The 13,793-nt window shown below is 67.0% G+C and carries 16 protein-coding genes; 4 read left to right on the forward strand and 12 right to left on the reverse strand.

Annotated elements, in window-relative coordinates:
- Positions 1–89 precede the first annotated feature (89 nt).
- The gene (locus tag QOC76_RS10160) at positions 90–1,520 is read right to left on the reverse strand and encodes a glycine--tRNA ligase (RefSeq protein ID WP_526356706.1); all 1,431 of its coding nucleotides are present in this window, start codon (positions 1,518–1,520) and stop codon (positions 90–92) included.
- A 71-nt stretch (positions 1,521–1,591) separates the two neighbouring features.
- On the opposite strand from QOC76_RS10160, the gene QOC76_RS10165 reads away from it, so the two are divergent.
- Together QOC76_RS10165 and QOC76_RS10170 are read left to right on the forward strand one after the other, a co-directional pair.
- The gene (locus QOC76_RS10165; protein WP_526356707.1) at positions 1,592–1,969 is read left to right on the forward strand and encodes an ArsR/SmtB family transcription factor; all 378 of its coding nucleotides are present in this window, start codon (positions 1,592–1,594) and stop codon (positions 1,967–1,969) included.
- A 95-nt stretch (positions 1,970–2,064) separates the two neighbouring features.
- Positions 2,065–2,448 carry a Fur family transcriptional regulator gene (locus QOC76_RS10170; protein WP_526356765.1) on the forward strand — a complete coding sequence of 128 codons (384 nt, stop codon included), beginning with the start codon at positions 2,065–2,067 and terminating at the stop codon, positions 2,446–2,448.
- On the opposite strand, the gene QOC76_RS10175 is transcribed toward QOC76_RS10170, so the two are convergent.
- Genes QOC76_RS10175 through recO form a run of 3 tightly spaced genes read right to left on the reverse strand, consistent with a single transcriptional unit; the run spans position 2,445 to position 4,523 of the window.
- Positions 2,445–2,849: a hypothetical protein gene (locus QOC76_RS10175; RefSeq protein ID WP_526356708.1), complete on the reverse strand. Its 405-nt coding sequence runs from the start codon at positions 2,847–2,849 to the stop codon at positions 2,445–2,447. The two genes, QOC76_RS10170 and QOC76_RS10175, sit on opposite strands and share 4 nt — an antisense overlap.
- A complete protein-coding gene (locus QOC76_RS10180) occupies positions 2,849–3,742 on the reverse strand; it encodes a decaprenyl diphosphate synthase (RefSeq protein ID WP_526356709.1) in 894 nt (297 codons plus the stop codon). Before QOC76_RS10180 ends, QOC76_RS10175 begins: the two co-directional genes overlap by 1 nt.
- Positions 3,678–4,523, reverse strand: a complete 846-nt coding sequence (recO, locus tag QOC76_RS10185) for a DNA repair protein RecO (protein ID WP_526356710.1) — start codon at positions 4,521–4,523, stop codon at positions 3,678–3,680. The genes QOC76_RS10180 and recO overlap by 65 nt, the downstream gene beginning before the upstream one ends.
- A gap of 64 nt (positions 4,524–4,587) precedes the next feature.
- Here recO and QOC76_RS10190 point away from each other — a divergent pair, with 64 nt between their 5' ends.
- Positions 4,588–6,024: an amidase gene (locus tag QOC76_RS10190; RefSeq protein WP_526356711.1), complete on the forward strand. Its 1,437-nt coding sequence runs from the start codon at positions 4,588–4,590 to the stop codon at positions 6,022–6,024.
- Between the two features lie 24 nt (positions 6,025–6,048).
- On the opposite strand, the gene era is transcribed toward QOC76_RS10190, so the two are convergent.
- The 8 genes from era to hrcA form a co-directional block, all read right to left on the reverse strand.
- Positions 6,049–6,948, reverse strand: a complete 900-nt coding sequence (era, locus tag QOC76_RS10195; protein WP_526356712.1) for a GTPase Era — start codon at positions 6,946–6,948, stop codon at positions 6,049–6,051.
- Positions 6,949–7,015: 67 nt separating this feature from the next.
- Positions 7,016–7,333 (reverse strand): cytidine deaminase-like protein, encoded by a 318-nt coding sequence (locus tag QOC76_RS10200; RefSeq protein ID WP_526356713.1) that lies wholly within the window; start codon positions 7,331–7,333, stop codon positions 7,016–7,018.
- Positions 7,326–8,618, reverse strand: coding sequence for a CNNM domain-containing protein (locus QOC76_RS10205; protein WP_526356714.1), 1,293 nt, complete (start codon positions 8,616–8,618; stop codon positions 7,326–7,328). The genes QOC76_RS10200 and QOC76_RS10205 overlap by 8 nt, the downstream gene beginning before the upstream one ends.
- The gene (gene ybeY / locus QOC76_RS10210; RefSeq protein WP_526356715.1) at positions 8,615–9,151 is read right to left on the reverse strand and encodes an rRNA maturation RNase YbeY; all 537 of its coding nucleotides are present in this window, start codon (positions 9,149–9,151) and stop codon (positions 8,615–8,617) included. Before ybeY ends, QOC76_RS10205 begins: the two co-directional genes overlap by 4 nt.
- A gap of 11 nt (positions 9,152–9,162) precedes the next feature.
- Complete coding sequence (locus QOC76_RS10215) at positions 9,163–10,197, reverse strand: PhoH family protein (RefSeq protein WP_526356716.1); 1,035 nt, start codon at positions 10,195–10,197, stop codon at positions 9,163–9,165.
- 118 nt (positions 10,198–10,315) lie between these two features.
- Entirely contained in the window at positions 10,316–11,062 is a 747-nt protein-coding gene (locus QOC76_RS10220) for a 16S rRNA (uracil(1498)-N(3))-methyltransferase (RefSeq protein WP_526356717.1), read from the reverse strand.
- Positions 11,063–11,069: 7 nt separating this feature from the next.
- A complete protein-coding gene (dnaJ, locus tag QOC76_RS10225) occupies positions 11,070–12,212 on the reverse strand; it encodes a molecular chaperone DnaJ (protein ID WP_526356718.1) in 1,143 nt (380 codons plus the stop codon).
- A 30-nt stretch (positions 12,213–12,242) separates the two neighbouring features.
- A complete protein-coding gene (gene hrcA / locus QOC76_RS10230; RefSeq protein WP_526356719.1) occupies positions 12,243–13,274 on the reverse strand; it encodes a heat-inducible transcriptional repressor HrcA in 1,032 nt (343 codons plus the stop codon).
- 151 nt (positions 13,275–13,425) lie between these two features.
- Between hrcA and QOC76_RS10235 the strand changes: the two genes are divergently transcribed.
- Positions 13,426–13,740, forward strand: a complete 315-nt coding sequence (locus QOC76_RS10235) for a type II toxin-antitoxin system VapB family antitoxin (protein WP_526356720.1) — start codon at positions 13,426–13,428, stop codon at positions 13,738–13,740.
- The last annotated feature ends 53 nt before the right edge of the window (positions 13,741–13,793 follow it).

Below are 13,793 nucleotides of genomic sequence, written 5' to 3' on the forward strand. Positions count from 1 at the left end.
TAAGCACCGCGACTAAGCACGGCGAGCGTGCGCGTTTGCACGCGACACGCCGCGAAAAGTTGGCATTCTATGCACGCTCGCGGTGCAAGTCAGGCGCCCTTGAGCCGCACGGCCAGGTAGTCGGACACGGCGTCGAGCGCGATCCGCTCCTGCGACATCGCGTCGCGCTCCCGGATCGTGACGGCCTGGTCGTCGAGCGTGTCGAAGTCGACCGTCACACAGAACGGGGTGCCGATTTCGTCCTGACGGCGATAGCGCCGGCCGATGGCGCCCGCGTCGTCGAATTCGACGTTCCAGGACTTGCGCAACTCGGCGGCGAGATCACGCGCCTTGGGTGACAGGTCCTCGTTCCGCGACAGCGGCAGCACGGCCGCCTTGACCGGTGCCAGGCGTGGGTCAAGGCGCAGGACCGTGCGCTTGTCGACACCACCCTTGGCGTTGGGTGCCTCGTCCTCGGCGTAGGCGTCGACGAGGAAGGCCATGAACGACCGCGTCAGGCCCGCTGCCGGTTCGATGACGTACGGCACATACCGGGTGTCGGAGGCCTGGTCGTAGAACGACAGGTCGACACCGGAATGCGCTGAGTGCGTTGATAGGTCGAAGTTGGTCCGGTTGGCGACGCCCTCCAGCTCGCCCCACGGGTTGCCCTGGAAGCCGAACTTGTACTCGATGTCGACGGTGCGGTCCGAGTAGTGCGACAGCTTGTCCTTGGGGTGCTCGTACAGCCGCAGATTGTCGCGTTGGATACCGAGGTCGACGTACCACTGCAGCCTGTTGTCGATCCAGTATTGGTGCCATTCGGGTGCACTGTCCGGTTCGACGAAGAACTCCATCTCCATCTGCTCGAACTCGCGGGTGCGGAAGATGAAGTTGCCGGGGGTGATCTCGTTGCGGAAACTCTTGCCGATCTGGCCGATACCGAACGGCGGCTTCTTACGTGACGTCGTGACGACGTTGGCGAAGTTGACGAAGATGCCCTGCGCGGTCTCCGGCCGCAAATAGTGCAGGCCCTCCTCGGTCTCGATCGGCCCGAGGTAGGTCTTGAGCATCATGTTGAAGTCGCGCGGCTCGGTCCACTGCCCCTTGGTCCCGCAGTCCGGGCACACGATCTCCGTCATCGGGACGGATTCGGGGTCTTCGATCCCCTTCTTCTCCGCGTACGCCTCCTGCAAATGGTCCTGCCGATGCCGCTTGTGGCAGTTCAGGCATTCCACCAGCGGGTCGTTGAACACCTCGACGTGGCCGGAGGCGACCCAGACCTCGCGCGGCAGGATGATCGCGCTGTCGAGGCCGACGACGTCGTCGCGGCTGGTGACCACGGACCGCCACCACTGCCGCTTGATGTTCTCCTTGAGCTCGACCCCCAAAGGGCCGTAATCCCAAGCCGACTTGGTGCCGCCGTAGATTTCGCCGGACTGGTAGACCAGGCCTCGGCGCTTGGCCAGGTTTGCAACGGTGTCGATGATGGACGCCACGGGTGAACAGCGTAACGATGCGTTTGTTGCGGCGTTTACTCGCACTTCGCCGCAACAAACGATACAAACCCGACGCCGTTGACATGCGTGATCACGCATGTATCGTGGCGGACATAATGAAAACGGTTTCCAACTTCTCATCGGGGCTGGCGCCGGATACTTCTGATCGCCACCAGCACAGCGACGCCCCGTTGCCGGACCTGCCGTCTCGCGAGGTCCTCGACACGGCTGGTGACCTGCTGCGCGCGCTGGCCGCGCCGGTGCGGATAGCGATCGTGTTGCAGCTGCGCGAGTCGTCGCGCTGCGTGCACGAACTTGTCGACGCCCTCGGCGTTCCGCAACCGCTGGTCAGCCAGCACCTGCGCATTCTCAAATCCGCGGGTGTCGTGGCCGGCGAGCGCTCAGGCCGCGAGGTGCTCTACCGCCTCGTCGATCACCACCTCGCGCACATCGTGGTCGCCGCCGTGACGCACGCCGCGGAGGACAGCGAGTGAGCACCGCGGACGCGAGGAGCAATTCGAGCACCGCGCACGCGAGGAGCAATTCAAGCACCGCGGACGCGAGGAGCAATTCGAGCACGCCGCCCGGACTGCGCGCCACCCGGCAGCGCGCGGCGATCTCGGCCTTGCTGGAGAACCTCGACGACTTCCGTTCCGCCCAGGAGCTACACGACGAACTGCGCCGCCGTGGTGAGGGCACCGGCCTGACCACGGTGTACCGAACCCTGCAGTCGATGGCGGCGGCCGGCCTGGTGGACACCCTGCGCACCGACACCGGCGAGTCGCTGTACCGACGGTGCTCGGACCATCACCACCACCATTTGGTGTGCCGGGTGTGCGGTTGCACGGTCGAGGTGCAGGGCGGCCAGGTGGAGACATGGGCGGCCGACGTCGCACGCGAGCACGGCTTCTCCGACGTCAGCCACACGATCGAGATCTTCGGCGTCTGCGGCGGCTGCGGACAGGCCGATTAGGAGTCGGCGTCGCCGCTCAACGTCTCACGGACATCGGCGCCCGCACTGATCACCATCATGATCAACGTCCGTAGCGCCTCATCGGTCAGGCCCGCGGCCGGGAAGTTGTAGCGCAGAGTGACGTCGGCGACGCCACTACCGGCCACCTGCTCGGCCAATGACACCGTGCCCAGCACGGTGTCGTGCGTCAGCTGAGCGACCTTGTCACGAATCTCGTGGTCCAACGGCAGGTTCCACGCCAGGATCTGGGTCAGCGACACCATCTCGAGATCCTCGGCGATCGCCACCACCCGCAGCGACGTGAAGGTGTGTTCATAGGAAACGGTGAGGGCGCCGTCGTCTTCTTCCTCGTAGCGCAGCACGCCGTCAAGGACGGCCCGCACCCGATCGGCGAGGTCCATCAGGCTCTGCCGAACCTTCGGTTGCGGTTGACGTACTCCTCGCACGCCTCCCACAGGTCGCGGCGATCGTAGTCCGGCCACAGCTTGTCCTGAAAGACGTATTCGGCGTAGGCCGCCTGCCACAGCAGGAAGTTGCTCGCGCGCTGCTCCCCCGATGTTCTGATGAACAGGTCGACGTCGGGGATGTCGGACCGGTGAAGGTGTTTGGCGAACGCTGCCTCGCTGATCCGGTTGGGGTTGACCTTGCCGTCGACGGCCTCCTGAGCCAGTTCGCGCGCCGCCTCGACGAGTTCGGTGCGGCCGCCGTAGTTGACGCAGTAGTTGATGGTGATGACGTCGTTGCCGACCGTCATCTGCTCGGCGATGTCGAACTCTTTGATGACGCTGCGCCACATCCGCGGCCGCGAACCCACCCAGCGCATCCGCACGCCCATGTCGTTGAGGTTCTCGCGCCTGCGGCGGACCACGTCGCGGTTGAAACCCATCAGGAAGCGGACCTCTTCGGTGCTGCGCTTCCAGTTCTCGGTCGAGAAGGCGTAGACCGTCAGGTGTTTGACGCCGACTTCGATGGCGCCGCAAGTGATGTCGATGAGGACCGCCTCACCCATCTTGTGGCCCTCGGTGCGGTGCAGCCCGCGCTGGGTGGCCCAGCGGCCGTTGCCGTCCATGACAACCGCGACGTGGTGGGGCACCTGGTCGGCCGGGATCTTGGGTGCGGCGGCCTTCGACGTGTGCTGGGGCGGACGCGCGAACCTGCCGTTGCTGTGCGGCGGCAGCGCCGGAAATACGACCGGCCACGACGACTTGTCAGGGAAGGTCGGATAGTCGTCAGGCGCCGGAGGCAGCTGAGGGTACGGGGTCTTGGCCGCCCGTTTCATCGCCACGTGTGACATCCTGCCCGAACAGCGAGACGCGATGCTCGGCGACCGCGCGATCAACCCGGTAGACACGCTCGACCAGCGGCAATGTCCGGAGTTGACGCTCGAGATGCCACTGCAGGTGCGCAGCCACCAGTCCGCTGGCCTGGTTGCGGTGCGACTGTTGCGAGGCCTGCGCGGCGTCCCAGTCGCCGTCGTAGAGCGCCGACATCAGATCGAGCACGGCCTGCGGCGGTGTGGTTGATCCGGACGGCCTGCAATGCACGCACACGCTGCCGCCTGCGGCGATGTGGAACGCCCTGTGCGGACCGGGTGCAGCGCAACGGGCACACGCCGTGAGTGCGGGCGCCCATCCGGCGATTCCCATGGCGCGCAGCAGGTAAGCGTCCAGGACGAGTTCCCACGGACGGCTGCCGTCGGCCACCGCACGCAACGCACCGACCGTCAGCCGGTGCAGTGCGGGCACCGGAGCGTGCTCCTCACCCGCCAGTCGTTCAGCGGTTTCCAGCACGGCGCACGCACAGGTGTAGCGGCCGTAGTCGCTGACGATGTCGGAGGCGAACGCATCGATTGCCTGAACTTGGGTGACGATGTCGAGATTGCGGCCGGGGTGCAGTTGGACGTCGATGTGCGCGAACGGCTCCAGCCGGGAACCGAACTTGCTGCGCGTGCGCCGGACGCCCTTGGCCACGGCACGGACCAACCCGTGGTCGCGGGTGAGCAGGGTGACGATCCGGTCGGCCTCGCCGAGCTTGTGCTGGCGAAGCACCACCGCCCGATCCCGGTATAGGCGCATTGACCCAGTTTCTCATCGTGTTCCGACAGGGCCGGTAGGCAGCGCCGGGATATTCTCGGTATCGATGGCTCAGCCTTCCATGCCCACACTTACGGGCTTGCTGTATCGGCTGGCCAGCGGCAGGGTGACGTCGGTCGAGCTGACCAAGCAGTCGCTGGACGCCATAGAAGCCAGCCAGCCGACGCTCAACGCGTTCCGCGTGGTGCTGCGCAAACAGGCGCTCGCCGACGCCGCGAGGGCCGACCGCAGACGTGCCACCGGACAGCAGGCTCCGTTGCTCGGGGTGCCGATCGCGGTCAAGGACGATGTCGACGTCGCAGGCGTGCCGACGATGTTCGGCGCGGCGGGCCGGGTCCGGTCATCGGTGGCCGACGCTGAGGTCGTGCGCCGACTGCGCACCGCCGGTGCGATCATCGTCGGTAAGACGAATACGTGCGAGCTCGGTCAATGGCCGTTCACCAGCGGACCCGCCTTCGGACACACACGAAACCCATGGTCGCGCAACCACACTCCGGGCGGTTCGTCCGGTGGCAGCGCAGCCGCGGTGGCAGCGGGGCTGGTGACCGCCGCGATCGGGTCGGACGGCGCGGGCAGCGTCCGGATTCCCGCGGCATGGACGCACCTGGTCGGCATCAAGCCGCAGCGGGGCCGGATCTCGACATTGCCACTGCCGGAGGCGTTCAACGGCATAACGGTCAACGGCGTGCTGGCCCGCACCGTCATCGACGCGGCACTGCTACTCGACGCCGCGTCGGGCAATGTTGACGGGGACCGTCACAAGCCGGCGCCCATTCAGGCAGCCGAGGCCGTCGGCCGTGCGCCGGGCCCGCTGAAGGTCGCACTGTCGACGAAGTTCCCGTTCAACGTCTTCCGCCCCACGCTGAACCCCGACATCCGCGCCGCATTGCACACCGTCGGCGAACAACTCACCGAACTCGGTCACACCATCGTCGCGGCCGACCCTGACTACAAGATCGGGATGTCGTGGAACTTCCTGTCCCGGTCGACGTCCGGGCTGATGGACTGGGCAGACCGCTTGGGCCACGACGTCGAGCTGGACAGGCGCACTGTCGAGAATCTGCGGATGGGACGGCTGCTCTCGGAGAACGTGCTCCGCAAGGCTCGCGCCAAGGAGGCCGCGGCACAGCGCCGCGTCGGCTATATCTTCAATCTGGTCGACGTGATCCTGGCGCCGACGACTGCGCTGCCGCCGCCGACCGTGCACCACTTCGACAAACGCGGCGGGTTCTCCACCGATCGGGCGATGATCCGCGCCTGCCCCGCGACATGGCCGTGGAACCTACTGGGCTGGCCGTCGATCAATGTGCCCGCCGGCTTCACCTCGGAGGGATTGCCGATCGGCGTGCAGTTGATGGGTCCGGCCGACAGTGAACCGCTGCTGATCTCGCTTGCCGCCGAGCTGGAGGCGGTGAACGGCTGGGTGACCAGGCAGCCCGAGCCGTGGTGGACGGAACCCGCGGACGGTGCCGCCGGCGGTTGATTCGCTTAAGCGGGCCCGGAATCGCTAGAAGCCGAGTCGCCCGAGCTGTTTGGGATCGCGCTGCCAGTTCTTGGCGATCTTGACGCGCAGGTCCAGATACACCTTGGTGCCGAGCAGCTTCTCGATCTGCGTGCGTGCGGCGGTGCCCACCTCGCGCAACCTGGCACCGCCCTTGCCGATCACGATGCCCTTCTGGCTGTCTCGCTCCACGAAGAGGTTGGCGTGCACATCGATCAGGTCATCGCGGCCATCACGCGGGCTGACCTCCTCGATCACCACCGCCAGCGAGTGCGGCAGCTCGTCGCGCACACCCTCCAGCGCGGCCTCGCGGATCAGCTCCGCCATCAGCACTTCCTCGGGCTCATCGGTCAGCTCGCCCTCGGGATAGAACGCAGGCCCCGGCGGCAGCTGTTCGACCAGCACACCGATCAGCACATCGATCTGCTCCCCGGTAGTCGCCGACACCGGCACGATCTCGGTGTCCTGGCCGACCAGCTCGCTGACAGCCATCAGCTGCGCGGCCAACCGTTCCTTGGGCACCATGTCTATTTTGGTGACGACCACGACCAGCGTGGTCTTGGGCGCGACGGTGCGGATCTGCTCGTGAATCCACCGGTCCCCCGGCCCGATCGGCTCGTCGGCGGGTATGCACAGCCCGATGACGTCGACCTCCGAATAGGTGTCCCGAACAAGGTCGTTGAGCCGCTGGCCCAGCAGAGTGCGTGGCCGGTGCAGGCCCGGCGTGTCGACGAGCACGATCTGGAAGTCGTCGCGGTGCACGATCCCGCGGATGGTGTGCCGCGTGGTCTGCGGTCGGTCGGACGTGATCGCCACCTTGGTGCCGACGAGCGCATTCGTCAACGTCGACTTGCCCGTGTTGGGCCTGCCGACGAAACACACGAAGCCGGAACGGAATTCGCTCATATGTCCTCGAGCCTGCGGGGAGGTCGCCCGGATGGCCGACTTCGCGATCTGTGCGCAGTCTCGGCGTTCACAACGGCGTCCCCGATCGGTCGGTGACGATGACCGCGGCGTCGCCCGACAACTCGCGCACGGCAGAGACGCCCGCGTCGTCGGCGGATCCGCCGACCAGCACGGCCGCCTCGAAACCGGTCGCACCACTCGACACAGCCGCGGCCACGGCGGCCTGCAGCGCGGTCAGCGTCAGCGCATCGAGGGTCACCGGTGCCCCCGCGTAGGTGCGGCCGTCGCGATCCCGCACGGCGGCTCCGCTGCGCGCCTCGGCCCGGCCCATCGCACCGCGGGCGAGTGTCACCAGCTTGGCGTCTTCCGCGTCGAGCTCAGTCATCGTCACCATCCTGCTCGGGGGCGCTGGGGCTGACCAGAACGGTGCCGATCCGTACCCGACCGCGATGGTCGCGGCCGCCTTCGGCGCGCAGCTGCAGCCCATCCCACGTCACCTCGGCGCCAGGCAGCGGGACACGGCCGAGTTCGAGGGCCAACAGGCCGCCGACGGTGTCGACGTCGAGGTCCTCGTCGAACTCGCGGTCGTACAGCTCGCCGAGGTCCTCGATCGGCAACCGGGCCGACACCCGGTAGCGCTGGTCGCCCAGTTCTTCGACGGGCGCGACCTCGTCGGTGTCGTACTCGTCGGCGATCTCGCCGACGATCTCCTCCAGCACGTCCTCGATCGTGACCAGACCGGCGATGGCGCCGTACTCGTCGACGAGCAGTGCCATGTGGTTGCGGTCGCGCTGCATCTCGCGCAGCAGCGCGTCCAGCGGTTTGGAGTCGGGTACGAAGACCGGCGGGCGCATCACCGCCGACACGTTGGTGTCCCGTCCGCCGTTGTTCGAGTAGTAGGTGCGCTCGACGAGGTCCTTGAGATACACGACGCCGATGACGTCGTCGACGTTCTCCCCGATGACCGGGATGCGGGAATGCCCGCTGCGCACCGCGAGCGAGGTTGCCTGGCCCGCCGTTTTGTCGCTTTCGATCCAGACCATCTCGGTGCGCGGCACCATCACCTCTCGGGCCGGGGTGTCGCCGAGTTCGAAGACCGACTGGATCATCCGTCGCTCATCGTCGGCCACCACGCCGCTCTGCTGGGCGAGATCGACGACCTCGCGCAGTTCGATCTCCGACGCGAACGGCCCGTTGCGGAACCCTCGGCCGGGCGTCAGGGCATTACCGATGAGGACGAGCAGGCGGCTGATGGGGGTCAGCAGAACCGAAATGGCTTGCAGGGGAACGGCCGCCCCGAGCGCGATGGTGTAGGCGTTCTGCCTGCCCAGGGTTCTCGGCCCGACGCCGATCACCACGAAGCTGACGACGACCATGATCGCCGCCGCCGCGATCAGGCCCCAGTCCAGGCCGAGATGCTCGTAGAGGTAGTCGACCAGCAGCGCCGTCGCGGTGATCTCGCAGGCGATGCGCAGCAGCACAACGAGATTGATGTAACGCGGCCGCTCGTTGATCACCCGGGCCAGCCGGACCGCACCGGGCCGCTCGTCGCGCACCATTTCCTCGACGCGAGCGATCGACACCGTGCTGATCGCGGCGTCGATGGCCGCGAACAGCCCACCGAAACCGATCAGCGCGATCGCGCCGAGCAGCGAACCCAGGCCGGTCACGATTCGTCGAAGAAACGGGATTTGTCCAGCAGCCGCCGATCCTTCTCGGTCTGCCGGTCTTGGTGATAGGCCTCGACCTGATCGGCCACCCACTCGGTGAGCAATTGACGTTGCAGCGCGAACATCTCTTTCTCTTCGTCGGCTTCGGCATGGTCGTAGCCGAGCAGGTGCAGCACACCGTGCACTGTCAGCAGCGCAAGCTCCTGGCCGAGTGTATGTCCGGCCGCGGTGGCCTGCTCGGCGGCGAACTGGGGGCACAGCACGATGTCTCCGAGCATCGACGGCCCCGGCTCGGGCGCGTCGGGCCGGCCCCCGGGTTCGAGTTCGTCCATCGGAAAGCTCATCACGTCGGTCGGACCGGGCAGGTCCATCCAACGCATGTGCAGGTCGGCCATCGCGGCGGTGTCGAGCAGCACCATCGAAAGCTCGGCCGCGGGATGCACTTTCATCTTCTTGATGACGAAACGGGCGACGCTGACCAGTTCCTCCTCGGAGACGTCGAGGCCCGACTCGTTGGAAACCTCAATACTCATGGCGACCCCGCTTATCGCCGCGGCCGGCTGCCCGAGGCGCGGCGCTGCGCCCGGTTCATCGACCCGGGATCCTCGGATTTGGCGTACGCGTCCACGATCTCGGCGACCAGGCGGTGCCGCACGACGTCGGAGCTGGTGAGTTCGGCTATGTGGATGTCGTCGACCCCGTCGAGTATCTGAACCGCCGAACGCAGCCCTGAGTTGGCGCCGCCCGGCAGGTCGATCTGCGTAATATCGCCGGTGACAACCATTTTCGCGCCAAAACCCAGCCGGGTCAGGAACATTTTCATCTGCTCACCGGTGGTGTTCTGCGCCTCGTCGAGGATGATGAAGGCATCGTTCAATGTCCGGCCACGCATGTACGCCAGCGGCGCGACCTCGATTACCCCGGCACTCATCAGCTTCGGGATCAGCTCGGGATCCAGCATGTCATGCAGCGCGTCGTAGAGCGGGCGCAGATAGGGGTCGATCTTCTCGCTCAGCGTGCCGGGCAGAAAGCCAAGGCGTTCACCGGCTTCCACGGCGGGGCGGGTCAGGATGATCCGTGACACCTGCTTGGTCTGCAATGCGCGGACGGCCTTGGCCATCGCCAGATAGGTCTTACCGGTGCCCGCGGGCCCGATGGCGAAGACGATGGTGTTCGCATCGATTGCGTCCACGTATCGCTTCTGGTTCAACGTCTTCGGCCGGATCGTTTTGCCGCGCCGCGACAGGATGTCGAGCGTCAGCACCTCCGCGGGTGACTCGTCCTCGGCGCCGGTCAGCATCGCGACGCTGTGCCGCACCACCTCGGGGTTCAGCGGCTGACCGCTGGCAGCGATCGCGATCAGCTCGGAGATCACCCGCTCTGCCAGGGCCACATCGGCGGGCTCGCCGGAGAGGGTGAGGGCGTTGCCTCGGGCATGGATGTCGGCCGCCAGGATGCGTTCGAGTGCGCGCAGATTCTCGTCGGCCGAACCGAGCAGGCCCACGACGAGGTCGGGCGGAACATTGATGCTGCTGCGGACCGGTGAGCCGGAGTCAGCGTTCGTCTCGCTGGGCGTCACGTGGGGTTTTCTGCCTACTTTCTGGGGTTCTTGCCTGTTTGTCTGCTACTAAGCCCAGTTTACCGCCGCCTGCCGACCCATCCCAATGTTTAACCTGCGACGACGTCGGCCGCAGCTGTCAGCCCCAGCGCGCCGTCAGCACCCCCAATGCACCGAGCGCGACGGCCGCCGCCGTCGACGTCCTGAGCACCGTCGGCCCCAGCCGCACCACTTTCGCGCCCGCACGGGACAGCGCGGCGATCTCGTCGTCGGCGATGCCACCCTCGGGGCCGATCACCAACATCAGCGAATCGACCTGCGCGAAGGACACTTTCGTCACCGCTTCGGTGGCGGACTCGTGCAGCGCCAGCACCGTCGTTCCCGCGGAGACGGCCTTGCGGACATCGGTCACCAGCTCGTCGGTGGCGACCACTCCGGTGACGGATGGGATTTGCGGCCTGCGGGACTGACGGGCGGCCGCGCGGGCGACCGCACGCCACCGGCGCAGGCCCTTGTCGGCCCGGCCACCGTCCCAGCGCGCCACGCAGCGGGCGGACTGCCAGGCCACGAAGGCGTCGGCGCCCGCCTCAGTGGCCAGCTCGATGGCCAGTTCGGAGCGGTCGGATTTGGGCAGTGCCTGCACGACGGTGACGGTCGGCGTCGTCGGCTCGACGGTCCAGCGGTCGCACACGCGGGCCGACAACCGGCCCTTGCTGACCTCTTCGATCACGCAGTGCGCCATCGCGCCTGCACCGTCTGACAGGTCGAGTTGTTCACCGACCCTGATTCGACGCACGTTGGCGGCGTGGAAGCCCTCGTCGCCGTCGACGACGGCCAGGCCACCGACCTCCGGCAGGGCGTCGACGTAGAAGAGGGCCGCAGGCACGCGGCGGCTATCGGCCGGTGAAGGTCTCGCGCAGCCTGCTGAACAGCCCGCCGCCTGCTCCGCCGGTCTGGGTGGATTTCACCTCGGCAACGTCGCGGATGCGGAGTTCCTTCAGCTTGCGCAGCAGCTCGACGTCGTCGTGGTCGAGCCGCGAGGGAACGACAACCTCGATGTGAGCATGCAGATCGCCCCGGACCCCGGACCGCAGATGCGGCATACCGTGGCCGCGAAGCGTGGTCACCGAGCCCGGTTGGGTGCCTGCGGGGATCGTGATCTCGGTCGGCCCGTTCAGGATCGCGTCGACGGTGACGGTGGTCCCCAGCGCCGCGTCGACCATTGGCACCGAGACGGTGCAGTGCAGGTCGTCGCCGTCGCGCAGGAAGGTGTCATGCGGCTTCTCGTGGACCTCGACGTACAGGTCGCCCGCCGGGCCGCCGCCGGGGCCGACCTCGCCCTGGGCGGCCAGCCGGACCCGCATGCCGTCCCCGACACCTGCCGGGATCTTGACGCTGATCTCGCGCCGTGCGCGCACCCGGCCGTCGCCGCCGCATCGGCTGCACGGATCGAGGATGACTTCGCCGACCCCGCCGCAGACCGGGCACGGGCGCGACGTCATGACCTGTCCGAGCAGTGAGCGCTGCACCGTCTGGATTTCGCCCTGGCCGCCGCACGTGTCGCAGGTCGTCGGCCTGGAGTTGCCGTGTGTGCCCTTGCCCTGGCACAGATCGCACAGCACGGCCGTGTCGACGGTCACCTGCTTGGTGACGCCGGTCGCGCATTCTTCGAGGTCCAGACGCATCCGAAGCAGGGAGTCGGCGCCGGGCCGCACGCGGCCGATCGGCCCACGGGACGTGGCGCCACCGCCGAAGAAGGCCTCGAATACGTCCCCGAGCCCGCCGAACCCGCCGAAGCCGTTGCCCGCCGAACCCGCGGACTGCAGCGGGTCGCCGCCGAGGTCGACGACGCGACGCCTCTCCGGATCGCTGAGCACCTCGTAGGCGACGCTGATCTCCTGGAAATGTGCCTGGGCCTCCTGGTCGGGGTTGACGTCGGGATGAAGCTCACGGGCCAGCTTGCGATAGGCGCGTTTGATCTCCGAATCACTCGCGCCTTTGCTCACCCCGAGCAGGCCGTAATAATCGCGTGCCACTCCCTGACCTTCCCTACCGCTGATGCGGTCTTACCGCTTACCTAAGACTTCGCCTATGTAGAGAGCAACCGCAGCGACGTTAGCGATCGTTCCCGGATAGTCCATTCGAGTGGGCCCGAGCACACCCATGCCGCCGTAGACCGTTCCCATACTGCCGTAAGTCGTGGTGACCACCGACGTGCCGGCCATCTCCTCGGCTTCCGTCTCGTGCCCGATGCGCACGGTGACCTTGCCGGCCTCCTGCTGCGCGGCCAGCAGCCGCAGCACCACGACCTGCTCCTCGAGCGCCTCGAGGACCGAGCGCAGCGAACCGCCGAAGTCGGCGGTGTTGCGGGTCAGGTTAGCGGTGCCGCCCAGCAGCAGCCGCTCATCGGTGTGTTCGACGAGCGATTCCAGCAGAACCGTCGCCGACCGGCCGATCGCGTCGCCGAGCCCGCCGCTGCCGTCCATGTGGACGGCCAGCTCCGACACCGCCACCGACGCCACCGACAGCCGCTTGCCCTCCAGCGCCTGGCCGAGCATTTCGCGCAGCTGGCTGACCTGGTGTTCGTCGATGACGTCGCCGAGCTCCACCATGCGCTGGTCGACTCGGCCGGAATCGGTGATCACCACCAGCAGGAGGCGCGCGGGCGTCAGCGGGACGACCTCGAGGTGGCGGACAGTGGACGTGGACAACGTCGGGTACTGCACGATGGCGACCTGTCGAGTCAGCTGCGCCAGCAGCCGCACCGCGCGCCGCAGCACATCGTCGAGATCGACCCCCGTCTCGAGGAATTTCAAGATGGCGGATCGCTCGGACGTCGACAGCGGCTTGATGTCCTCCAGGCGGTCGACGAACTCGCGGTAACCCTTCTCCGTCGGCACCCGACCCGAGCTGGTGTGCGGCTGGGTGATATAGCCCTCGGCCTCCAGCACGGCCATGTCGTTGCGGACGGTCGCGCTGGACACGCCGAGGTTGTGCCGCTCGACGAGCGTCTTCGAGCCGATCGGCTCGTGCGTCGCCACGAAGTCGGCGACGATGGCGCGCAACACGTCGAACCGACGATCGTCGGCACTACTCATCTGTTCACCTCCCGGACCGGATCCATTTTACGGTGACCAGCAGGGGCAACGCCTCCGCACACGGTTCGCCTGGCGGATCGGCCGGTTACGGCTAGCCTCTGATCATGGTGAAGCCATCGCCACGCGGGACAAGTCGAAGGATTTCGGGCAGGTGATCTTCAAAGGTGTTATCGATGGCAAGCCGTATCCCAACCACGGGCTGACGTATCGACAGTGGTCACAGATTCCGCCGCGGCAGATCCGCCTCGATGAGCTGGTGACCACCACGACGGTGCTGCAGTTGGACCGCCTGTTGTCGGAGGACTCGACCTTCTACGGCGACCTGTTTCCGCATGCCGTGCGCTGGCGAGGCGTCATCTATCTCGAAGACGGTCTGCATCGCGCGGTGCGGGCCGCATTGCGCAATCGGACGGTGCTGCACGCCCGGGTGTTCGACATGGACGCTCCGGTCGCCCGCCAGATGTAGAGGTACTTGCAGCTGGCAAGTATGCGCAGACTGGCGCTGGCGGGAGGGCGCAA

Source organism: Mycobacterium sp., from assembly GCF_032159565.1.
GTDB lineage: Bacteria > Actinomycetota > Actinomycetes > Mycobacteriales > Mycobacteriaceae > Mycobacterium.

Excerpts from the sequence above, each read along its gene's own strand:
- QOC76_RS10200 (WP_526356713.1), bottom strand. The coding sequence starts at position 7,333 with ATGACTGAGCTCGACGCGGAAGACGCCAAGCTGGTGACACTCGCCCGC.
- ybeY (WP_526356715.1), bottom strand. The coding sequence starts at position 9,151 with ATGAGTATTGAGGTTTCCAACGAGTCGGGCCTCGACGTCTCCGAGGAG.
- era (WP_526356712.1), bottom strand. The coding sequence starts at position 6,948 with ATGAGCGAATTCCGTTCCGGCTTCGTGTGTTTCGTCGGCAGGCCCAAC.
- QOC76_RS10190 (WP_526356711.1), top strand. The coding sequence starts at position 4,588 with ATGGCTCAGCCTTCCATGCCCACACTTACGGGCTTGCTGTATCGGCTG.
- hrcA (WP_526356719.1), bottom strand. The coding sequence starts at position 13,274 with ATGAGTAGTGCCGACGATCGTCGGTTCGACGTGTTGCGCGCCATCGTC.
- QOC76_RS10180 (WP_526356709.1), bottom strand. The coding sequence starts at position 3,742 with ATGTCACACGTGGCGATGAAACGGGCGGCCAAGACCCCGTACCCTCAG.
- recO (WP_526356710.1), bottom strand. The coding sequence starts at position 4,523 with ATGCGCCTATACCGGGATCGGGCGGTGGTGCTTCGCCAGCACAAGCTC.
- QOC76_RS10165 (WP_526356707.1), top strand. The coding sequence starts at position 1,592 with ATGAAAACGGTTTCCAACTTCTCATCGGGGCTGGCGCCGGATACTTCT.
- QOC76_RS10175 (WP_526356708.1), bottom strand. The coding sequence starts at position 2,849 with ATGGACCTCGCCGATCGGGTGCGGGCCGTCCTTGACGGCGTGCTGCGC.